The 19954-nt window shown below is 48.2% G+C and carries 20 protein-coding genes and 2 pseudogenes; 2 read left to right on the forward strand and 20 right to left on the reverse strand.

Annotated elements, in window-relative coordinates:
• Window positions 1–390: 390 nt before the first annotated feature.
• Entirely contained in the window at window positions 391–582 is a 192-nt protein-coding gene (locus Q0274_RS02685) for a hypothetical protein (protein WP_298027494.1), read from the reverse strand.
• 94 nt (window positions 583–676) lie between these two features.
• A complete protein-coding gene (locus Q0274_RS02690; RefSeq protein WP_298027496.1) occupies window positions 677–1315 on the reverse strand; it encodes a hypothetical protein in 639 nt (212 codons plus the stop codon).
• 161 nt (window positions 1316–1476) lie between these two features.
• On the opposite strand from Q0274_RS02690, the gene Q0274_RS02695 reads away from it, so the two are divergent.
• The gene (locus Q0274_RS02695; protein ID WP_298027497.1) at window positions 1477–2406 is read left to right on the forward strand and encodes a DUF4299 family protein; all 930 of its coding nucleotides are present in this window, start codon (window positions 1477–1479) and stop codon (window positions 2404–2406) included.
• Between the two features lie 206 nt (window positions 2407–2612).
• Window positions 2613–2882, forward strand: coding sequence for a hypothetical protein (locus Q0274_RS02700; protein ID WP_298027498.1), 270 nt, complete (start codon window positions 2613–2615; stop codon window positions 2880–2882).
• A gap of 194 nt (window positions 2883–3076) precedes the next feature.
• On the opposite strand, the gene Q0274_RS02705 is transcribed toward Q0274_RS02700, so the two are convergent.
• The 18 genes and pseudogenes from Q0274_RS02705 to Q0274_RS02790 all read right to left on the reverse strand — a co-directional run bounded on the left by Q0274_RS02705 (window position 3077) and on the right by Q0274_RS02790 (window position 19792).
• Window positions 3077–4057 (reverse strand): DUF3137 domain-containing protein, encoded by a 981-nt coding sequence (locus Q0274_RS02705; RefSeq protein WP_298027500.1) that lies wholly within the window; start codon window positions 4055–4057, stop codon window positions 3077–3079.
• A gap of 144 nt (window positions 4058–4201) precedes the next feature.
• Complete coding sequence (locus tag Q0274_RS02710; protein ID WP_298027501.1) at window positions 4202–4630, reverse strand: hypothetical protein; 429 nt, start codon at window positions 4628–4630, stop codon at window positions 4202–4204.
• Between the two features lie 68 nt (window positions 4631–4698).
• Window positions 4699–5067, reverse strand: coding sequence for a hypothetical protein (locus Q0274_RS02715; protein ID WP_298027503.1), 369 nt, complete (start codon window positions 5065–5067; stop codon window positions 4699–4701).
• A 4-nt stretch (window positions 5068–5071) separates the two neighbouring features.
• Window positions 5072–5854, reverse strand: a complete 783-nt coding sequence (locus Q0274_RS02720; RefSeq protein ID WP_298027504.1) for a tetratricopeptide repeat protein — start codon at window positions 5852–5854, stop codon at window positions 5072–5074.
• 211 nt (window positions 5855–6065) lie between these two features.
• Window positions 6066–6869: a tetratricopeptide repeat protein gene (locus Q0274_RS02725; RefSeq protein WP_298027506.1), complete on the reverse strand. Its 804-nt coding sequence runs from the start codon at window positions 6867–6869 to the stop codon at window positions 6066–6068.
• Window positions 6870–7009: 140 nt separating this feature from the next.
• Window positions 7010–8323 (reverse strand): annotated as a pseudogene (gene argS / locus Q0274_RS02730) (arginine--tRNA ligase); the annotation flags it as partial.
• 195 nt (window positions 8324–8518) lie between these two features.
• Window positions 8519–8806, reverse strand: a pseudogene (locus Q0274_RS11085) (arginine--tRNA ligase); the annotation flags it as partial.
• A gap of 5 nt (window positions 8807–8811) precedes the next feature.
• Window positions 8812–9027 (reverse strand): twin-arginine translocase TatA/TatE family subunit, encoded by a 216-nt coding sequence (tatA, locus tag Q0274_RS02735; RefSeq protein WP_177388991.1) that lies wholly within the window; start codon window positions 9025–9027, stop codon window positions 8812–8814.
• 10 nt (window positions 9028–9037) lie between these two features.
• Window positions 9038–9652: a guanylate kinase gene (gene gmk / locus Q0274_RS02740; protein WP_298027510.1), complete on the reverse strand. Its 615-nt coding sequence runs from the start codon at window positions 9650–9652 to the stop codon at window positions 9038–9040.
• On the reverse strand, window positions 9652–11754 hold the full coding sequence (locus tag Q0274_RS02745) for a hypothetical protein (protein WP_298027512.1): 2103 nt from the start codon (window positions 11752–11754) through the stop codon (window positions 9652–9654). Before Q0274_RS02745 ends, gmk begins: the two co-directional genes overlap by 1 nt.
• A gap of 57 nt (window positions 11755–11811) precedes the next feature.
• The gene (locus tag Q0274_RS02750) at window positions 11812–12453 is read right to left on the reverse strand and encodes an ABC transporter ATP-binding protein (RefSeq protein ID WP_298027514.1); all 642 of its coding nucleotides are present in this window, start codon (window positions 12451–12453) and stop codon (window positions 11812–11814) included.
• A gap of 2 nt (window positions 12454–12455) precedes the next feature.
• Window positions 12456–13520 (reverse strand): translation elongation factor Ts, encoded by a 1065-nt coding sequence (gene tsf / locus Q0274_RS02755; RefSeq protein ID WP_298027515.1) that lies wholly within the window; start codon window positions 13518–13520, stop codon window positions 12456–12458.
• Window positions 13520–14317, reverse strand: coding sequence for a 30S ribosomal protein S2 (rpsB, locus tag Q0274_RS02760; protein ID WP_298027516.1), 798 nt, complete (start codon window positions 14315–14317; stop codon window positions 13520–13522). The genes tsf and rpsB overlap by 1 nt, the downstream gene beginning before the upstream one ends.
• 295 nt (window positions 14318–14612) lie before the next feature.
• Entirely contained in the window at window positions 14613–15752 is a 1140-nt protein-coding gene (gene iadA / locus Q0274_RS02765; RefSeq protein ID WP_298027517.1) for a beta-aspartyl-peptidase, read from the reverse strand.
• A gap of 184 nt (window positions 15753–15936) precedes the next feature.
• A complete protein-coding gene (locus Q0274_RS02770; protein WP_298027519.1) occupies window positions 15937–16671 on the reverse strand; it encodes a polyphenol oxidase family protein in 735 nt (244 codons plus the stop codon).
• Window positions 16672–16681: 10 nt separating this feature from the next.
• Window positions 16682–17536: a riboflavin synthase gene (locus Q0274_RS11090; protein WP_367271904.1), complete on the reverse strand. Its 855-nt coding sequence runs from the start codon at window positions 17534–17536 to the stop codon at window positions 16682–16684.
• Between the two features lie 102 nt (window positions 17537–17638).
• A complete protein-coding gene (locus Q0274_RS02785) occupies window positions 17639–17959 on the reverse strand; it encodes a c-type cytochrome (protein ID WP_298027520.1) in 321 nt (106 codons plus the stop codon).
• A gap of 279 nt (window positions 17960–18238) precedes the next feature.
• Window positions 18239–19792: a cyclic peptide export ABC transporter gene (locus Q0274_RS02790; protein ID WP_298027522.1), complete on the reverse strand. Its 1554-nt coding sequence runs from the start codon at window positions 19790–19792 to the stop codon at window positions 18239–18241.
• Window positions 19793–19954 lie beyond the last annotated feature (162 nt).

The raw sequence follows: 19954 nt of genomic DNA on the forward strand, positions 1-19954 counted from the left end.
TTTCAAACACAGCGCGTTTGCGGTCGCGCTAATATCGGAATTCTTTTCGGGCGCTCTCTAGAGAAAATTTTGTCTTATTTTTATCGAATAAATTCGTCGCTTCTGCGGCGGTGGAGTTTACGAACCTTATAACAAGCGAGCCGACAAGCTCGTATCGCATTTAAAATTTTAAAATTTAGAGATTTTAGAAATTTTAGTTCAAAATTTTACGCTTAAAATTCTAAATTTACAGGATTATAAATTTAGTGATCGCAACAGAGCTAAATTTTGATTTTTAGTGCAGCGAGCTTGGCGTCCACAACCATTAAAATCAAAATTTAGCGCAACATGAACGGATACGTCCACGACTGCGAACTTGAGAAGCAAGAACGCAAGAGCGGAACGTAAGCGCTAAAAGAGCGCGTCCTGCGCTGCGGTCTTGCGAGATACAAATGCAAGCCGCGAATTTAGCCGCTCACGCAAACAGCAAAGCAAAACAAGCCGCGCCGAAGCGTATTTTACTACCAAAGCGAGCCGCATCAAACATATTCCGCCGCCCAAGCAAGCATTAAATTTAAACTGCGTTTCGCCGCCGAGTCGCAAACCAAATCCATGCGCTAAATCCTGCCGAGTTGCGCAATAAAATTTAACTTTTCATCCGGCCAGAACTTCGTACGCAAAACCGCGATAAGCAAGATCAGATAAATTCCTTCTCTAAAGGCTGCATAGCATTGCCGTCTGCGTCGAAAAGTACCCGCCCGCACACCTCGCAAACCTCATCTCTAGGAGAGAGCTCGTCCGCATCCAGCTGCCACGCGGACATCTCGCCGCACTCGCAGTTTATGACGTAAAGGATCTGCCTTTTGCGGCGCTTGCCCCACGGCGCGATATCCCAAAATAGCTCCTCGCGCTTGCCTAGCTTTTTAAAATCTTTCTCGGCGTCCTTGTGCGCGACGAGCAGATAATAAGCGTCGCTATGAAGATCCAAAGTAAAGAGCCTAAAATCGCTCTTTTTGAGCGCCTTTTGAAACTCGTTCATCAAAAATAGGCTCGCATCGCCGCGCTCGAAACCCTCTTTTTTCGCTTCTTTTTCGAGCCTTGCGTAAATTTTATCGCACTCTAGTGACACGCCGCCTTGCAGCGCACCAAGCCTAGAGCGGACAAATTTACCCACATCGCCCGTCTCGTCCTCGCCGGCCCAGTCAAGCATCCAAACAAGCCCTTTTCCGATAAGCGCATCCAAAAACTCGCCGTCATTCATCTCGCCTATCTTGTCAAAACCGCCCGTATCGCCCGCCGTCAAATGCTTTAGGACGCAGCACTGATCTTTCGTCATTTTCGCTCCTTTGATTAAATTTACCGCCTGTGTGACCCACTTAAATTCTACTCCCAAAAAGCTTTAAGCTTACTTTTCGCAACTCCTTGCGCTGCAAATTTAGCCCGCAGCGGCAGGTAAAATTTCGCTATAATTTTGCCAATTTAACAAAGGAGAAAAGGGTGAGCGTAGAATTTAGCGTCAAAAATAAAAAGCGCCCGCTATTTATGGGCTATTCGGACGCCATGAGCGTAGGCAAGGCATTGGATCTCCTGCCCGATCTATCGGTATTTGACATAGACGAGAGCGCCGAAGGCTTTGACGAGAGGGCGTTTTTAAAATCACCTTTGAGCGAGCAGGAGTGCTTGATTTTGGGCGTGCAGGGCAAGAGCGGGCGCGGAATGGAGCTAAGATATGACGAGGAGCGACAAGGCTACGCCGTGCGCGTAAATACGCCCGCGACGGTCTTTGATTGGGTTTTGGCGATCTCATATCTGCAGGCGCTATCCAAGCAGCTACAAAGCGAGATCGCGGATGAAAACGGCGAAATTTACACCCACGACAGTATAGAACAATTCGACTACGAGCGCGATATATCGGCGGGACTGCATTCGATAGATCAGCATTTAAGCGGCGATACGGAGGTAAATTTTTGCTACTGGGTAGAGAGGCCTTTTGCGATAAACCGCGCGATGATGGATGAAATTTTAGCCTCATACAACCCCTCTGCCGAGTTTAGCAAGCGACTAACCGAGGTGCAGTACCTTGGCGCTTACAGCGCGCACCAAAGGTTTTATCGAAATGGGGATGACGGCACGATAATGGGCTCATACGCGCTCACGCAGGACCTACCTACTATCCTGCCCTACAAACCGTTTGTGGAATGGCAAAACACCGAGATGCTGAAAAATAACGACGTAGCGCGCTGGCAGATCGCACTCATAGGCATAGAGGGCGACGAAAACGACGCAGGTAACTACCGCGCGATCGCCGAGCTGGAATACGACGAGTTTATCGCGCGCCTACCGAAGCAAAACTACCGCTTCATCGATGCAAGCTATATTTTGGTGGATGGGCTAAGCGCCGAACAGCTAAAGGCGCTGGCAGGTTAAATTTTACTTGCAGTGAAATTCTACAGAATTTTACCGAGGATTGACGCCGCAAAATTTAAAGGGGCGGAATTTACAGCAAATTTCGTGGCGCATGGAATTTTAAAATTCTAAATCTGGCTTACAGAATTCTATCTCAGTAAAATTTTAAGAAAGTAGAATTTTATCGCGGCAGAATTCCGTAGATATAAAATTTAGAAAGGTTAAAAATGGAAATGACTTATTATGATTTAAAAATTTACGATAACGGCACAATGCGAGGTGTACTGCAAGATGACATCGAAGCGTTGCCGTTTTTCGACTACTGGCAAAAGATGAGCCTATGCTCGACGCAAGGCATCTACATAGACGAAAATGGTAAAGAGCACAGGCTCGTCTATCTGCACGACTGGGAAAAATTTTGCAGATTATTCGCTCGAGAACAGGAGCTACTTAAGCACGCCCCCGCCGGTAGCAAAAATGAGCGATCTGATCCGTAGCGCATCTCGGTAAGTAGCATAGAAGCAATCCAGGCTTTAGCGCATTTTGGTAGGCGGTGGAGAATACGACCAAAGCGTAGCACATTTTAGCTGGTGGAGAAATAGCACTCGAGCGACAATGTATTTCGATAGTCGACAAGTAATGCGCTCTCTTACAGTGCAAGCGGATTTTATCCGCCAAATAGCGGCGCGCGTTAATCAGCCAAAATCGCCGCCCCGCTTAAATCCGGGTTCAAATTTAGCTCGTCTATGATAGATAAAAGCTCTGAAATTTCCTTTTTGATCCCTGCGGCGTCCTCAAGGCTCGGCGGCGGTGAAAAAAGCGTCGTCTCAAACTTATTTTTCGCTCCGTTTAAAAATAGGTAAAATTTATCGTCCATAAACGCCGCGCTCACGCCCATTTTCCCCGCGAATTTTTCCTTTAGCTCTCGCAGGCGCTCCATAAGCGCGGGCGTCAAAAGATACCTCGCCTCTACTTTATCATCCGCAAAAACTCGAAATTCTTTGCTAAAAAACACGTCGTCCATCTGCTCTTTTTCGCCTAAAAATCTGGTGTTTAGCGTGCGGCTCGCGACTATAGTTTGCCCGCTAAATTTCTTGTAAAACTCGCAGACCAAGACCGAGCCGCTGAACGCCTGCATATCCTTCATGGCCTCCCATGCAAAAATTATCGCGGATAGCAAATTTAGCGCCGCCGAGTCGCCGATTTCCAGCGTCGCGCCGTTTGGGATGCGGATCGCTTCGCTAAGGTTAAATTTGACGCCGTTATAAATGCCACTGATTTGATCTTCAGCGCGAAACTCACCTGGCGAATAGATGCCGATTTTGCGAAATTCTTTACGGCTGATGCCGGCATTCGGATCGTAGTTAAAATTTGGATCTGTGCTCCGAATAGCGGCGCGGACGAAAACATCTTTATAAAACGCTTTGTAATCCCCCAGCTCGCTGGTCACTCGGCCCCTGTTAGCCATTAGCGCGGCTTGAAAAAACGGGATATAGATAATGATGAAAAATAGCGGTGCAAGGCGATTTTCAAAAAGATATCCTACGGCAAATCCGCCGCCCACGGGCAGTGCTATTATAAATAAAATTCCCAAAAACAGATACTTTAGAAATGCTAGTCGACACTCTTTTTGCTTTTTGGCGGTGGCAACTATGGCTTCGTTTATATTCAAAATTTTACTTTTTTCTAAATTTACGCAGCGGATTTCGCGCTCGGAGCGAATTTTAGCAAAATTTACGCCGCAAAGATACGGCGGCGCGAGTAAATTTTATTCGGCGGATTTGTAAATCTATGAAATTTGCGTCGCGGCGGCGATCTACTCGGACGTGCGCTGATTTAGCCACATTTTAAGATTGCCCGCGCCCTCTTTTAGCACCCCAAATCCTGCGGCGGCAACACAGACAAAATTAATTAGAGAGCCCCTCCCGCCGACGTTTAAAATCCCAAAGCCTACAATCCACAGCGCCGCGCCGAAACCCAGCGTGCACACGGCGGTCGCGATCCCCAGCTTGCGGCGCAAAGGGCTTGGTTTGCACACCACCTGAACTCGAGTGATCACGTAGCTGCCCGCATATCCTCCGCGGATGAAATACGCGCGCGCAAGCTCGCCCTCCTCCACTGGGATATCGTTAAACTCGCCGCGCAGCTTCACGCCGTCTATTTCGAAAAATACCCAAATTTTGCTATTTCCTCTTGCAGCGTGGACGCGGAGATTTCGAACCTCGCCCGTGATCTTATATTCCAATTTACCTCCTCAAACACAGCTTCGCGCTTTGCTTCCGCACTAAATTTCGCGCCGTAAAATTTTAAAATCTAAAATTTGCCTTGCTCGCAGCGCTGCCCATGAAATTTTAAAGTTGAGATTCTGCAAGCCCTGAATTTAGAGCTAAGCTTTAAAATTTCATAGCGATAGATTTCAAGTAAAACTCCGCCGCTAAATTTAACTAATCGCATGCATGGGCTATCTACGCCTTGCCGAATTTCGCACGTCGCAAAATCGCGGCGAAATTGCACGCGCTGTAAAAGCTCATAAACCCGTCGCGGCAATATCGCAGACAACCTCATATCGCAAAATGAGCATACTATGACTAGCAGCGCAAATATGCGGTGCAAGGCAGACAGCGTAAAACAGACGGCGCGCACGGCAGGCAGTACAAACCGAAACATGAACGGGGCTACCAAGCGCCTACTTCTTTAAAATTTGCTCTTTCATGAATTCGTAGAGCTGGCAGGATTTTTTATTGCCCGCGTCGCAGCCCTTTTTGACCCATCCAAGCCCCTTGGAAAATCCGCGCAAATCCCCCTTGCTCACATACAAATAGCCTAAATTATTGCAGGCATCGCCGTAGCCCAGCTCGCAGGATTTGGTGTAAAGCTTCTCCGCCTTGTCGCGATCCTGCGGCGCGCCGAGGCCCTTATCATACGCAACGCCGGCGTTATAGCAGCTATCCACTAGCCCGCCGTCGCAACCTCGCTCAAAAAAGCTCACTGCCTTTGCCGGATCCGCCGCAAACCCAAAACCGCCCGTGAAATAGACCACGGCCGCATTGTGGCAGCTTTTGGCATAGCCCAAATCGCAGGCCTTGACATAGTACCGAGCTGCCGCGGCGAAGTCTCTACTCAGGCGCCCTCGCTGATATAGGTTGCCTAGCTTGTGGCAGGCTACGGCGACATTTTTATCGCACGCTGCGGCATAAAATACGCCCGCTTGCGTCGCATTGCCCTCGCCGTCGTATAGGGCACCCAAATCAAAGCAGCTATCTTTCTCACCCGCCTCGCAAGCTTTAGCAAGAGCGAGCCTGGCGCCGTCGTAATCTCCGCGGGAGAGTTTGTCGCGCCCCAATTGCGCGCAGCTTACGCCATCGTCGCGGTAGCACTTAAACGATAAAACGGGCGACGGCCAAAAAAGCACCATAACCAAGATGCAAACGGCAATCGAAAGCGCCGCTATGTCGATGATCTTTCTCATATCTATCCTTTTTGCGCCGATGCGCAAATTTTAAATAACGCACAAGTAAACCTATAGTGCATTATTGCAAGCAAGACGTTAAAATTTAAATAGCACAAGAAAGCGCCTAGTTTAAACCAACCCGCAAGTCTATGATATTTTTTACGCAATAGCTTATCGCATTAAATTTAAACTGCTCAACCGTCTTTTGTGCCAATGATGAAGTAAAATTTTAATTTTGCGGTTGATCTATTGAAATCGTGTCTTTTATCCATTGAAGCTTTTCACAAATTTTTTCATTCCCTAAGTCGCAAGCCCTCACAAAATAGTCTAACGCCTTGCGGAGATCTTGCTTTACATTCTGACTACCGCCAACGTACAAAACTCCGAGATTACCGCAAGCATAGGAAAAGCCTAAATCGCAGGCTTTCGTGTAAAATTCTATAGCTTTATCATAGTTCATCTGCGTCCCGTCGCCTTGCTGATATGAAAATGCGACGTTATAGCAGCTATCGGGTAAGCCACTTTCACAGCCTTTTTTAAAAAGCTCAAACGCCTTTTCGTGATCTACTTCTAGTCCAAAACCGCCCATAATGTATACACTTCCACCGTTGTGGCAACTTTTGCCATAGCCTAAATCACATGCTTTTTCATAAAATTTTACTGCTTTTTTATAATCCTTCTCTAGGAGACCTTTTTGGTATAAATTTCCTAGCTTGTGGCAACTTACTACTTTACTTTTCTCGCATGCTTTTAAATAAAATTCGCTTGCTTTTATAGCATCTACTTTATCGCCGTTATCATACAAGATACCCACTTCAAAGCAGCTATCGATATCTCCTAAATCACATGCTTTTGCGAATATTGTCCTTGAGCTTTCATAATCACCTCTTGATTGTTTATCTCGCCCTAGCTCCACGCAGCTTTTATTGTCGTCAAAATGGCATTTTAACGATAAAATCGGCGTAGGAAAAAGAATTTTAATTAAAACGCAAACGGCAATAACAAGAGCTACGATGCTAATTGTCTTTCTCATATCTAATCCTTAAATTATCCACTCATATCCATTAAAATTTGCCAGCAACTTTATGCTTATTGCAGAAAAACACAAACGGAAAAGATTTCATATCGAAACACGATTTGAGTGAAATTAATATAAAATCAACTGATATGAGCCTACATCTTCTCTTTTGCGCTTAGGCCCATCAGAGCAAACGCCGTGCGGATACTAAGCGCCACGAGCGCGAACAGCTTGAGTTTCGCGTCCTCGTTCTCGCTACCTACGACGCGGTTTTCGTTGTAGTATTTGTGAAAGTCCGCCGCGAGCGCCTTTAGGAAATCTGGCAACTTCTGCAAGCCGCGCGAATTAAAAGCGTCGTTTAAAATTTCATTCAAGCCAAGCGCCGCAAAAGCTAGGACGAGCCCCGCTTCATCTAGCGTGCCGAAGTCCGCGCCCAAGACGTCTGCCTCACGCTTGCCCGCTTTGGTAAAAATTTGATTGACCCGCGCGTGAGCGTAGTTGATGTAAAAGATCGGATTGCTGTTGTCCTCGCGCGCGAGCTCGTCCACGTCGAACTCAAGCGGCGTCTCGCCCTTTTTGCTGATGAAGATAAATCGCATCGCGTCCCTGCCGATCGCGGCGAGCACGTCGCTCATCAAAATCGCGTTGCCCGCGCGCTTACTCATCTTGTAGGTCTGCCCGTCTTTGAGCAAATTTACCATCTGCATTAGGATGATCTCGAGCCTGCTTTCGTCGTAGCCCAGAAAATGCACGGCGGCCTTTAATCGCGCGATGTAGCCGTGGTGATCGGCCCCCCAGATGTTGATGCAGCGCTCATATCCGCGCTCAAATTTGTTGTTGTGATAGACGATGTCGCCCGCAAGATAGGTCGGGCGCGCATCCTCGCGGATGACGACGCGATCTTTTTCGTCGCCAAGCTGCGATGAGCGGATCCAAATTTTGCCATCCTGCTCATACATCTTGCCGCTACACTCAAGCTTCCTAATCGTTGGCTCAAGCTCGCCGTAGAGGCTCTTTTCGCTAGCCCAGTTTTGGATATGGATGCCCGCGTCTGCGAGATCTTTTTGGATGATCTTTAGCACTTCGTCCTTAGCAAACTCCGCAAGCTGCAAGATCCGCGATTCGTCGCGGAAAATTTCATCGCCGAATTGGGCGCGCACAAGAGGGATGATCTCGTCGATATACTCGCCGCGATAGTATTTCTCGGGATAGCTCACGTCCTCGCCCGCAAGCTCGCGCGCACGAAGCGCGATCGAAGTGCCCAAAAGTTCGATCTGATTGCCCGCGTCGTTGATGTAGTACTCGGTATCGACGCGGTGCCCTAGATAGCCTCCGATGCGCGCGAATGTATCGCCGTAAACGGCGCCGCGCACGTGCCCGATATGAAGCGGGCCTGTAGGATTAGCGCTAATGTATTCAAGCAGAATTTTTTGCGGCATAGCGGCGGAATTCCGCGCCTCATCGTAATTTGATGCTGCGATGGAATTTCTCGCCTCTTCGGAATTCTGCGAAATAAAATTTTGCCTAGCGTCGGAATTCTGCGATTTAGCGGCGTCATTGCCGCTCGCAGCCAGATTTGCAGCGGAGCTTTTGCTAGCAAGCTCGCTCGCGTAAATCCTTTCCGAAGCTGGTAAAATTCTGCGTCCAAGCTCGGCGTCGTTTTTTGCAAAATCGCCGCCCAGTCTAAGGGCATTTTCAGCAAGAGCGCCCAACACGGCGGGCTTTAGATGAAAATTTAGATAGCCGTTCACCGCCGTAGCGCTTAGAATTTCGCTATCTTTAAATTTAGCCGCAAGCTCCTCAGCGATGAGCTTAGGCGCCTTTCGCAGCTCCTTAGCCAGCGCAAAAGCCTCGGGCGAGGCGTAATGAGCCAAACTTTTATCTTTGGGTTTTTCTAAAACGACTTTGCGAGATAAAATTTTAAAAATTTCATTTAAGACTAAATTTTTCAAATCCTTTACGCCTTTTTAGTATCGCTGATTTCGGCGTCTTTAACCTCTTGCTCCATCTTTTTCTCGACCTTTTGCGGTTCGTCGTCCTCTTCCATCTCTTTTTTGAAGGTCTTTATGCCCTGTCCTAGACCCTTTGCAAGCTCTGGGATTTTTTTTGCTCCGAACAGCAACACAACAACAATCAAAACAATCAGCCAGTGTCCAATACTCATAGAACCCATTTTTTCTCCTTTAAATTTTCCAAATTTCGATTAGCTTGCCTATGTCGCGGCTCGCCGTTTCTAGTTTGATAGTTTTGTAGATTGATCTTAAATTTTCATACGCCGCTTCTAGGCGGTCGTTTATTATGAAATAATCATACTCACCTAGGCGTTCCATCTCCTCTTGCGCGTTTTGTAGGCGCAAAGCAATATCGGCAGGATCATTATCGCCACGAGCGCGCAACCTATCTCTAAGCTCCGACAAGCTCGGCGTAGTAATAAATACACTAGTAAGTTCGTTTTTAGGTACTTTCCCGCGCACGATCTCATAGCCCTGAACATCGATGTCAAAAATCACGATCTTACCCCGCTCAAGCTCGCTCGTAGCGGCTTTTAGCGAAGTACCGTAGTATTTGCCGTGGACCAACGCCCACTCTAAAAACTCCCCGCGCTCAATACCTGCGCGAAACTCGCTCTCGCTTATGAAATGATAATTCACGCCGTCCGCTTCACCCGCACGCATTTCACGCGTCGTAGAGGAGATCGAGAAGTATATCTGCTCGCCAAATTCTGCGATAAGACGCTTTATGAGCGTGCTTTTGCCGCTGCCGCTGGGACCGGAGACGAGCAAAATTTTGCCTTTCACTATCTATCTCCAAACGATATGTCAATATTGATCTTAAAGTCCTTCAGCGCGTCTTTAGCATCCTTACTGCCCGCAAATTTCTCGATCGTGTTTGCGATGCCCGCTTCCAGATCATCGCGCAACTTGGTTTTCAGCTCCTCGGCGCTCGGTTTTTTACCATGCTCGTTACGCAGCAGCTCGCTTTTAGAGCTAGGCTCTAACTCGCTTGCCATAAGGCTGGCAAACTCCGCCGCAGCCGAAGCGGCAAGCTCATTCGACATAGCTTGCGCGCCAAATTTCATCTCATTTGCCTGCTCGGACGCACCGAATTTAGGAGATTTAAATTCTGTGCGCTCCGAAGCCTTTGATATAGGCTTTGAAGCATTAAATTTTATCTGCTGCGCGGCGCTCTTTGCGAGCTTACCGGATTTAAATTGCTCACCATCCGCAGAGTTTGCGGCAAACGAATTTGCAAAATCGCCCTCCATAGCGCGCAAAAATCCATCCGCAAACCCGCTAGCAACACTATCAGCTTGCTCGCTTTGCTTCGGTAAATCTGAGGCATCTAATATGTGCGGCAAGTTTAGCTCCGAAAAATTCGGCGCAGGAGTAGAATTTATAATCCCGGTATTGCTAGAATTTGTAGAGGCTACGGAATTCGCGGAAGCCGCAAAATTTGCGCCAATTGAATTCCATGCTTCATTATGAGCAGACATAGGCGTATTCTGTGCAAGTCCATCAGTAAATTCCATGCTTTGAAACGGAACGGCGTTATAAAGATTTTCACGAGGTATATCGCCCGCACCCGCTAACGCAATCGGCGTATCTGAAGCGACCTCGTATTGAGACGAAATTTGCGTTTTTTGAAAATCCGTAGCCGCTTTATTTTTATCATGCGCAGATTTTTTATCCTCTTTTTCATCGGAAGCAAACGCAGCCGCGGCAAAATTATCATATCCGCCAAACTCCTCCACGGGCATGCCGGCACTATCGAAAAGCCTAGAAAAATCCATATCAAATCCACTGTTAACAGACGCGCCAGCCGCATCTTGCACTACCTGCGAGGCAGAATTTTTTTCATCTGTTTTATAGGCAAATGAGCCGTCTGATTCATGCTGTTTAAGCGTAACATCCGCAGGATCTTTCGCTTCCTCTAGATTAGGCGCAGCGTCTGCCTTTTTTTCAACAGCAGTTTCATTAGAGCTGCCAGCTCTTTGCGGCTCATCTTGCTGCGCAAGCGGTAGAGTTTCGCTTGCCCGTGTGGCAGGAATTTCATCTTCTGTCTGCGATTTATCTGTTTTGAAATTCTTAGGATTTTCATCATCTAGCGCCGCTAGAGCTATCGGAGCGTCATCCTTTGCGAGTGGAATTTCGCCCTGGAGCGTATGATTATTTTCAGCAGGCTCGCTTGTGCCGATACTATTTAGCGGCACATCCTCAGGGATATCGCTAGCAGCCAAGCTTAGAGGCATATCGTCTGCGATATTATCCGCAATCTTTTCTGCGACGGCGTTAAGCGGCGTATCATCGGCGATGGTGTCCGCAAGAGCCGCTTCATCTACAAGCTGTGAGAGCGGAATATCATCTGCGATCTCGTCCGTGCGCGGCATATCACCTACCAACTGCGAAAGCGGCACATCATCTGCAATCTCGGGCGCTATATCGTTTGCCAGCTGCGAAAGCGGTATATCTTTGCCAGAGTCATAAAAGCTATCCACAAGCTCTTCAAAATTACTGCCCGAAGCGGAATTTGCCTGGTCAATCGCATCGATCTCTTTCATTACAGAGCTTGCATCGGCAAATTCTTTCGCCATTTTTTCTTTCGCCTGCACGCTCATATTTTGAACCGAAAACTCGCTGATAAATGTAATGAGCTCAAGCGGCGAAAAAGGCTTAGTAAGGGTATATCGCGCTCCTGGCACCGAGACATTTTTAGGCGTCAGAAACAGCGTCTTATTAAGATCAAATTTTGAAATATCATCGCCATCTTCATAATTTTTTATCGTCAAATCATATTCACTCTCGTCTGCACTATATGCTACCAGGTCCGCACCGATGCGCTCGCAGCAAATATTTACGACACTTGCAACCTGCTCATTGTGATTGTCAAGTAGAATTTTCATTTATGACCTTTTAGAAAGAATTTGGGCTATTGTAAGATATTTTTGGTTATTAATTGCTTATATTTGCGCTAAATTTCGGTTATTTAGGCGATAAACTTTGCAGCATTTTTGCGCTAAATTCTCATCGTGAGTCACAAGCACGAGTGCGCCACGGCTGGATTTTACGTAATCAAAGATCACGCCCATGACCTCGTTTGCGGTATCCTTATCTAAATTTCCAGTAGGCTCGTCGGCGAAGATTATGCGCGGCTTTTTGCAAAGTATACGAGCGATACTCACGCGCTGCTGCTGCCCGCCGCTAAGCTCGCCCACGCCTTGCTTTAAAGTATGTTCGATCTGAAGCTTTTTTAAAATTCCATCATCTATCGCATTATTCGTAAGTTTAGCAGCGAGTTCAATATTTTCGCCAGAGGAGAAACCCTTAAAAAGGTAGTGGGATTGAAATATTATGCCAAAGTCGTTGCGGCGGACTTTAAGTCTCTCATCGGAGTTTAGTTCGTAAATACTGCGCCCGTTATAGATTACCTCGCCCGAGTTCGGTTTTAAGAGCGTGCATAAAATATGAAGCAGGGTCGATTTGCCGCAGCCGCTAACGCCCAAAATAGCGATACTCTCGCCCTCCCCAACGCTTAAGCTTACATTTTCAAAGAGCGTATAATCATACGCGTGAGTAAGATTTACGCCCTTTAGAAGTTCCATATTTAGCCGATTTGAGCCGCTACTTCGGCTGCGAAGTCTTCGCTCTTTTTCTCTAGGCCTTCGCCCACTTCGAAGCGGACGTATTTTACGATCTCGATCTTGCCGCCTAGTTTTTTAGCTTCTTCGTCGATCACCTGCTCGACGGTTTTCTTGTCGTCCATTACATAAAATTGCCCTAGCAGCGTGAGGCGCTGATCGATTTGAGTATTATCGGCGATGAAGCGATCGATCTGACCCGGCAAAATTTTATCCCAAATTTTTTCAGGTTTATTTTGCTTGCGAAGCTCGTCTTTTAAAGCTTCGATCTCTTTGGCTAAAATTTCATCGCTTAGATGCGCGCGCGAGCCGAACTGCGGGATCTTATGAAGCGGTTTGCCCAAGCGCACGAACTCCTCATTTTCCTTCTCAAACTCGCCTTTAAGAGCTAAGAATTCTTTTTCGATAAAATCGGGGTCAAGTTCTTTATAACTGATGACCTGCGGTTTCATAGCAGCTGCGTGCATGCAGAGATTTTTTATAAACTCCTTCGCACCCTCCGCAGTCTGCTCGCTATCGCAAGCTGCGGCGATGATGACGCCTACGCGGCCGTTTGAGTGTAGGTAGCCGTTTACCACGCCGTTTGCGCCGGCTTTGATCGTCTCAAATCTTCTAACAACCAAATTTTCTCCGATCGTAGCGATCTGGCTCTTTAGATGCTCATCAAATTTAACGCCGTTAATGACGCTGGAATTTAGCTCTTCAACGCTGCTAATACCCTTAGTTTGGATATGTAGAGTGGTGTTTTTAACTAAATTTATAAAATTTTGATTTTTAGCTACGAAGTCGGTTTCAGAATTTATCTCGCTTATGGTTGCGATTTTATGATCCGCGCTCACTTCGACGCTCACTAGGCCCTCGCTAGCTAGGCGGTCAGCTTTTTTAGCGGCCTTTCCGAGGCCCTTTTCGCGAAGTAGATCGACGGCTTTGTCCATATCGCCGTCTGTTTCAACCAAAGCCTTTTTGCAATCCATCATCCCTGCTCCGGTGCTTTCGCGGAGCTCTTTTACCATTTGTGCGCTAATTTCCATTACTCTTCGTCCTCGCTCACTTCAAAATCCTCTTCGCTCATCGCCTCGGCTACGACTTCCTCTTTCTCCTCGTCGCTGACGGCTTCGCTCTGCTCGCCATCCTCGCTCGCATCTTGATCGCGAAGCGCCTTGCCTTCGTTGATAGCCTCTGCCATCTCTTGGCAGAAAAGCTGAACCGAGCGGATCGCATCGTCGTTGCCCGGTATTGGAAAATCGACTACGTCCGGATCGCAGTTCGTATCCAAAGGCGCGATAACCGGCATTTTTAGGCGGTTAGCTTCCGCTACGGCGATCTTTTCTTTAACTACGTCGATGACGAAGATCATATCAGGAAGACCCTTCATATTGCGAATGCCGCCTAAATAAAGCTCAAGCTTCTCTTTTTTGCGGCGAAGCATTAGCGCCTCTTTTTTGGTTAGTAAATTTATCGAGCCGTCCTCTTCCATAGTCTCGATTACTTCGAGCTTGCGGATCGATTGCTTGATAGTAGAAAAATTCGTCAGCATGCCGCCTAGCCATCTGTGGCTTACATAAGGCATGCCGCATTTTTCGGCGTACTCTTTTAGCGTCGCGCCGGCTTGTTTTTTGGTGCCTACGAAAAGTATAGTCTTGCCCTCGGCAGCCGCGTCGCGCACGATATTATAAGTGTAGCGAAAGTAGCGGATAGTTTTTTGTAGATCTATGATATAGATACCTTTTCTCTCGCCGAAAATGAATTTTTTCATCTTCGGATTCCATCTGCGCGTTTGATGTCCGAAATGAACGCCGCACTCTAGCAAATCTCTCATTGTTACCATGAGTTTTCTCCTTGTGGGTTGCCCCGAAATTTAGGTTTCTCCTCCACACCCGTTAACATTTGTTTTTGACAAACGCAACCAAATTTTAGGATTGGTGTGTGTGAATTGAAGGTGGGATTATATTTAAAAATAGCTAAATTAAAGCTAAATTTAATATAATCCAGGCCCCTGCGCGGTTAAATTTTGCGCTGCAAAGATGAGATGGCTGCAAGTGGCGTGAGCGAAATTATTCATTCAATTTAGCGAGCGCAAACCGCCCGCGAAATTTAAGAAAACGGCAAATTCGCTCTAAATTTTACTCAAAAAATCCCTTTTTCACGAGCTTGCCCTCTTTCACGCAAAACTCCCCTTTCGCGATCACGCTATCTAGGTTTAGAGCTTCGTCAAATACCGCAAAATCAGCGTCAAAACCTACTTTTATCTCGCCTTTGCCGTTTAAATTTAGATATTTTGCGACGTTTTTGCCCATCATGCTTAGCGCTTGCGGGATGGTTAGGATTTTATTTTTCACGCAGGCCTGCAAGACCTCCAAATTCGTCTCGCACGAAGCGCAGCCGTAGCCGACCAATGCGCCGTTTTCGTCAAATCTAGGCACGCTACCGTTGCCGTCGGAACTCATCGTTAGGCGCTCTAAATTTAGCCCGTTAGCAAGCCCGTAGGCGATGGCTTCGTGAAGCGGCATAAACTGGCTTCCGCCGCTCGTGATGTCGATGTAGCCGCCCATTTTTTGAAATTTAATCGCCTCGTCAAAGAGCTCCTTCGTCCGCGCGCAGTGCGTCGGCGAGAAGTAATTAACCGGGAACGAATAATCCTTGATCACGCTAAAAATCAGGTCAAATTTATCCGCAAGCCCGCCCATGTGCATATGCAGCACGCCGCCTTTTTTCGAGATCATGCCGCCGATGCGTATCTGCGTCAGGGTTTTGATGAGCTCCTGGGAGGTCGGGTAGCTGCCGCGGTTGTCGCTCATCGCGATCTTACAGCCGATGACCTTGTCGATGAGCACCAGATCGCGCGTGACGGAGCCCGTAAATGTAACGCTAGGCAGCGCGTAAGAGCCCGTGTGGATGAAGGTCGAGATGCCCTCGTACTCAAGCGCCTTAGCCTTTGGGTAGAGATTCTCTAAGCTCCTCGTGCACCCGTCCGTACCCAGCGTGCCTACGACCGTCGTCGTACCGTAGCGGATGATTTGCGATAGCGTTATTTCGGGCGTGCGCGAGTGATAACCCGCCTCGCCTCCGCCGCCCGTGATATGCACGTGCTGATCGATGAGACCGGGCGCTAAAATTTTGCCATCCAGATCGTAAATTTCAAGCCCATCGACTCGAAAATCAAGCCCCTTGTAAACGGCTAAAATTTTACCTCCGCCGAGCAAAACGTCGCTCCTGCCGATATGCTCGGGCGCGTATAGATCGGCATTTTTAAGTAACAGCATATTTTCTCCTTTGCTTTGGATTTTTATAAATTTTACGTTTTTTGGCTTTCTTGACTGCGATGTCACGCCACAATCTCGCCTCTTTTTCGCCGCTTCGTTTTACAGCGCCTCTACGTCAAATTCTATAGTGCTTCGAGAAATTTTAGCAGGCTTTACGGAGAAATTTTATATCCTGTTTTGCTTTTCATCGGCATGGCTTATTCATCACAAAGCCGCAGAAGCGCCCCGTGACGCCGTCTCTACGGTATGAAAAATGCCGCTCGCTCTCAAAAGTGCAGCGCGGATCAAATTTAACGTTTCGTACTCCCGCAGCTGCGAGCTCGTCGCGCAGCGCAGCGTTTATATCGAAACACCCCTGCGTTTTGTAGCGCTCAAACTCGCCCAGATCAAGCCCGCCTAGCTCGTAGTTTCGCACCTTGATATTCGCGCCTACGAATACCTTCAGCTCCGCAGCGACGCAGCCGAAGCGCTCGCTCATCAAATTTATCGCATTCGTGCAGATCCGCCCTATCACGCCCGCGCGCCCCGCATGCACCGCGGCAACCACGCCGCGCCGCTCATCGGCAATCAGCACTGGCGAGCAGTCCGCTACCAGCACGCACAGCGCCGCGCCGCGCAAATCGGTCACAAGCCCGTCGCAGGGCGGGATTTCATCGATAGCTGCGCGTAAAATTTCAACTTTGTTTGAGTGGATCTGACGCATAAATTTTAAATTTCGCGGCGCGATACCGAGTGCGGCAGCTAAAATTTCACGATTTTGCGCGACGTTTTGCGGATCATCGCCCACGTGATCTCCTAAATTTAAGCTCGCGTAAGCTCCGCTGCTTACGCCGCCTTCGCGCGTGCTAAAGCCCGCCAGCACGCCGCGTCCGTCTAATACAAACTCAAGATTTTCTATACAAATTTCGATTTTAGCCATCATGCGCCGCTTAATACAGGCTCAAAATTTTATCTACCGCATCCCACGAAAGCCCCTCTTTTTCGCCCTCAGCGTTCATATCGCGTGCCGCGACAGTATCGCAACCGACGAGCTGTCCGCCGGCAAAGCCCAGCTGTGCCGCGACGTATCGCGCGAGCAGATCGGTTTCGATATTTACGCGGCGCCCGATTTTGTAGGATCCAAAGAGTGTATCTTTGAGCGTCAGCGGGATGATCGTAAGGCGAATGGCGCAGCTTTGCGCTCCGCTTTTTAAATTTACGCCCAGTGAGCTCGGATCGCAAACGGAATTCGAGCTGCTAGAATTTGGCCCGTGCGAGCTTGCGCCGTTAAAATTTGCGCCGCGCAGCTCTTTATGAGTAAAATTTCCGCCGTCAAGACCTTGGCTGTTAAAATTTCGCCCGGGCGTGCCGCTGCCCTCAAGCACTTCGTTGATCGTTAGGCTCACGCCATCGATCGCCACCGAGCCCTTCGGCGCTAGTAGCGGCGCTATGTGCAGCGGTGCGCGGATAAAAAAATCGACGCCACTTGCAAGCTTTGAAATTTTATAAATTTCGCCCACGGCATCGACGTGCCCTTGGATCAAATGCCCGTCTATGCGATCTCCAATCCGCATCGCAGGCTCGATATGCACAGGTCCGCGCAAGTTTTGTGTGGCGATGACGCGTGCTGTCTCGCTCGAAAGCTGAACCGCAAATCCGTCCGCAAAAAGCCGCGTCACGCTCAGGCATGCACCATTTACCGCGACGCTATCGCCGAGCGCGGGGCGGTATCTCGCGCGCAGTCGCAGCGAATCACCGCTAAAGCTCGCGACCTGCGCGATCTCTCTGATCAGTCCGTTAAACATTATGAGCCTTTGGAATTTTTACGTGATATTAGCGTAGAATTTTGAAATTTAAGGTTAAGCGAAGCTCGGCGAGCGCGAAGCCCGCCGAATGAAGTTTTGAAATTATTTTTTAGAGACGATGAAATCGGCTAGCGCTTCGATCGATTCGTCGTTAAGCGAAGCTGCTTGACCTTTCATAACACCCATCATGCCAAATTTTCCCTTGCCTTCGCCCAAGCTGCCGTCTTTGTAGCCTTTTAGGCTAGCGATGATATCTTCCTTGCTTAAGGTGTTTAGCGCAGGTACTTTGCCGCCAAGATAAGGCTTCTCGGCGTTAGCTCCATGACAGGCCACGCATTTTTTATATAAAGTAGCGCCGTCAGCGGCGAATACACTCGAACTAAACGCCGCAACCGCAGCACATGCAATAAGAACTTTTTCCATTCCTATCCTTTCTTTTTAAATTGTGGGTGCAGTATAATCAAAATTTAGTAAATTTCGGCTAAATTTTTGCAATTTGCGCTAAAGAGGCGAAATTCTATCTACTGCGAACTTTAGCGTAGGGGCTTGAAGCGGAATTTGCGCTGTAAAATTTTAAGCGAATTTCGCCTTGCCACTTAAATTTCAATCGTAGAATTTCGTGGCAAAATCCTAAGGCGGAATTTCATCTAGACGCCAAATTCCATCGCGAAGTTCTGCGTAGAATTTTAAAATTTCGCCTCTTTACTTTATGCGCGAAATTTCGCCTTTTTGCATCTTATAAATTTTATCTGCGGCGCCGAAGTATTTATCATCGTGCGAGATCGCAAAGATCGTGTATCCGCGCGATTTCAGCTCGGGCAAAATCCGCTCGTAAAACTCCGCGCGAAACTGCGGATCGAGATCGGCCGCAAACTCATCGAGCATCAAAAATTTTCGCCCGTCCATCAGCACACTTACGAGCGCCAAACGCTTGCGCTGCCCGCTAGATAGGCTCGTGGTGCTAAATTTAGCCCCCTTTAGCTCAACCTTATCCTTCAGGTGCGTAAGCGCTAGCCACTCGCGCGCGATGTCCGGATCGCCAGTAGCGTAGTCGAAAAGATAAAAATCGCTGAAAACCGCGCTTATGTTGTTGCTGTAGGCGCGCAGATCAGAGGGTTTAAGAGCCGCGCCGTCGGCTAAAATTTCGCCCGCTTGCGGCGTATAAAGGCCCGCTAAAATCATAAAAAGCGTCGATTTTCCGCTGCCGTTTTCGCCGATTAAAAACACCGTCTCGCCCGCATTTAGCTGTAAGTTTACCCCTTTGATGCCGAATTTCCCGTCGGGATACGAAAAGCCCACGTCTTTAAGCTCCAGGCTGCGCCACGGCTGCATTTGCGCAAACTCAAAGCCCTGCACGAATGGGTCTAAATTTAACTCATTGATCTTTGCGTAGGCGATCTTGGCGCGCAGCACGCTAGGAAGCGAGAATATGAGCATCATCAAAGGCGCGCGCAAAAAAAGCACCGTAAGCGCGATCGTTACGGCGTTTGCAAGCTCCGCTTTGCCGCCGCTAAGCCCGAAATAAAGCACAAATCCCACCGCGCCGAGCATCATTACGTTCATAAAATTGCTCGCAAACGCGCCGTAGACCTCGGCTTGCAGCGAGCTTTGGCGTAAATTTTGCGCGTTGGGCAAAAAGTCGTTTTCGTATAGGCTCTTTGCTTTGGCTAGGCTTAGCGACAGCTCCTTGTGCCCCTCGATCGCCGCGGCGTAGTTTTTATACAAAACGTCCTCATTTTGGCGATACAGATCGTAATTTTGCATGACCTTTTTCATCAAAAAATGGTTGAATATCATCAGCGCGCCGATCCAGACGAATAAAAACGCAAACATCATAGGCGCGATGTACAGCACGTAGATGCCGCAAAATAGCACGATCATCGCGCCTTGAATGAGCTCTGAGATGCGCATAAAGCCCTCGGTCAAGCGCGAAATATCGCTGGAGAGGGACGCAAGCAGGTTCGCCTTCGACGCAGCCTCGATGCGCTCGAACTTCGTATCGATGATCTGCTTGATGATCTTGGTGCGCAGATCGAATACGAAGTCGTTTTCCATCTTGCAAAGCATGATGCGGCTTAGCACCGAAAGCAGCAGAAATATCGCCAAGAGTGCAAAAAATAGCGCGATGATGCGCCCGCCTCTTTCGGCGCCGTCAAGTAGATATTTATTGATAAAGCTTAAAATCAAGATCCCCGAGCCGCTGTAGATCGCGTTTAGCGCGAGCATCGCGAGGATTTGTTTGGTATATTTTTTCATCTTTCGCCCCAACAAAATTTGAGCGCAATTGTGGCAAAATTCGCTTGAAAAAACGGTTAAATTTTAAATCCGTTCTCATTTCGCGAATAAAATTTTACCCGGGACGCGCAAAATTCCGCCGCCAATCTGCGCGGGATTGAGCGGCAAGCCCGCGTGAAATTT

Source organism: uncultured Campylobacter sp. (assembly GCF_937973075.1).
In the GTDB taxonomy this organism is placed as follows: domain Bacteria; phylum Campylobacterota; class Campylobacteria; order Campylobacterales; family Campylobacteraceae; genus Campylobacter_B.

Bases quoted from the DNA above. Each gene is read 5' to 3' on its own strand.
- Q0274_RS02690 (WP_298027496.1), bottom strand. From the start codon at position 1,315: ATGACGAAAGATCAGTGCTGCGTCCTAAAGCATTTGACGGCGGGCGAT.
- Q0274_RS02700 (WP_298027498.1), top strand. From the start codon at position 2,613: ATGGAAATGACTTATTATGATTTAAAAATTTACGATAACGGCACAATG.
- Q0274_RS02720 (WP_298027504.1), bottom strand. From the start codon at position 5,854: ATGAGAAAGATCATCGACATAGCGGCGCTTTCGATTGCCGTTTGCATC.
- Q0274_RS02725 (WP_298027506.1), bottom strand. From the start codon at position 6,869: ATGAGAAAGACAATTAGCATCGTAGCTCTTGTTATTGCCGTTTGCGTT.
- tatA (WP_177388991.1), bottom strand. From the start codon at position 9,027: ATGGGTTCTATGAGTATTGGACACTGGCTGATTGTTTTGATTGTTGTT.
- Q0274_RS02745 (WP_298027512.1), bottom strand. From the start codon at position 11,754: ATGAAAATTCTACTTGACAATCACAATGAGCAGGTTGCAAGTGTCGTA.
- Q0274_RS02750 (WP_298027514.1), bottom strand. From the start codon at position 12,453: ATGGAACTTCTAAAGGGCGTAAATCTTACTCACGCGTATGATTATACG.
- tsf (WP_298027515.1), bottom strand. From the start codon at position 13,520: ATGGAAATTAGCGCACAAATGGTAAAAGAGCTCCGCGAAAGCACCGGA.
- rpsB (WP_298027516.1), bottom strand. From the start codon at position 14,317: ATGGTAACAATGAGAGATTTGCTAGAGTGCGGCGTTCATTTCGGACAT.
- iadA (WP_298027517.1), bottom strand. From the start codon at position 15,752: ATGCTGTTACTTAAAAATGCCGATCTATACGCGCCCGAGCATATCGGC.
- Q0274_RS02770 (WP_298027519.1), bottom strand. From the start codon at position 16,671: ATGGCTAAAATCGAAATTTGTATAGAAAATCTTGAGTTTGTATTAGAC.
- Q0274_RS11090 (WP_367271904.1), bottom strand. From the start codon at position 17,536: ATGTTTAACGGACTGATCAGAGAGATCGCGCAGGTCGCGAGCTTTAGC.
- Q0274_RS02785 (WP_298027520.1), bottom strand. From the start codon at position 17,959: ATGGAAAAAGTTCTTATTGCATGTGCTGCGGTTGCGGCGTTTAGTTCG.
- Q0274_RS02790 (WP_298027522.1), bottom strand. From the start codon at position 19,792: ATGAAAAAATATACCAAACAAATCCTCGCGATGCTCGCGCTAAACGCG.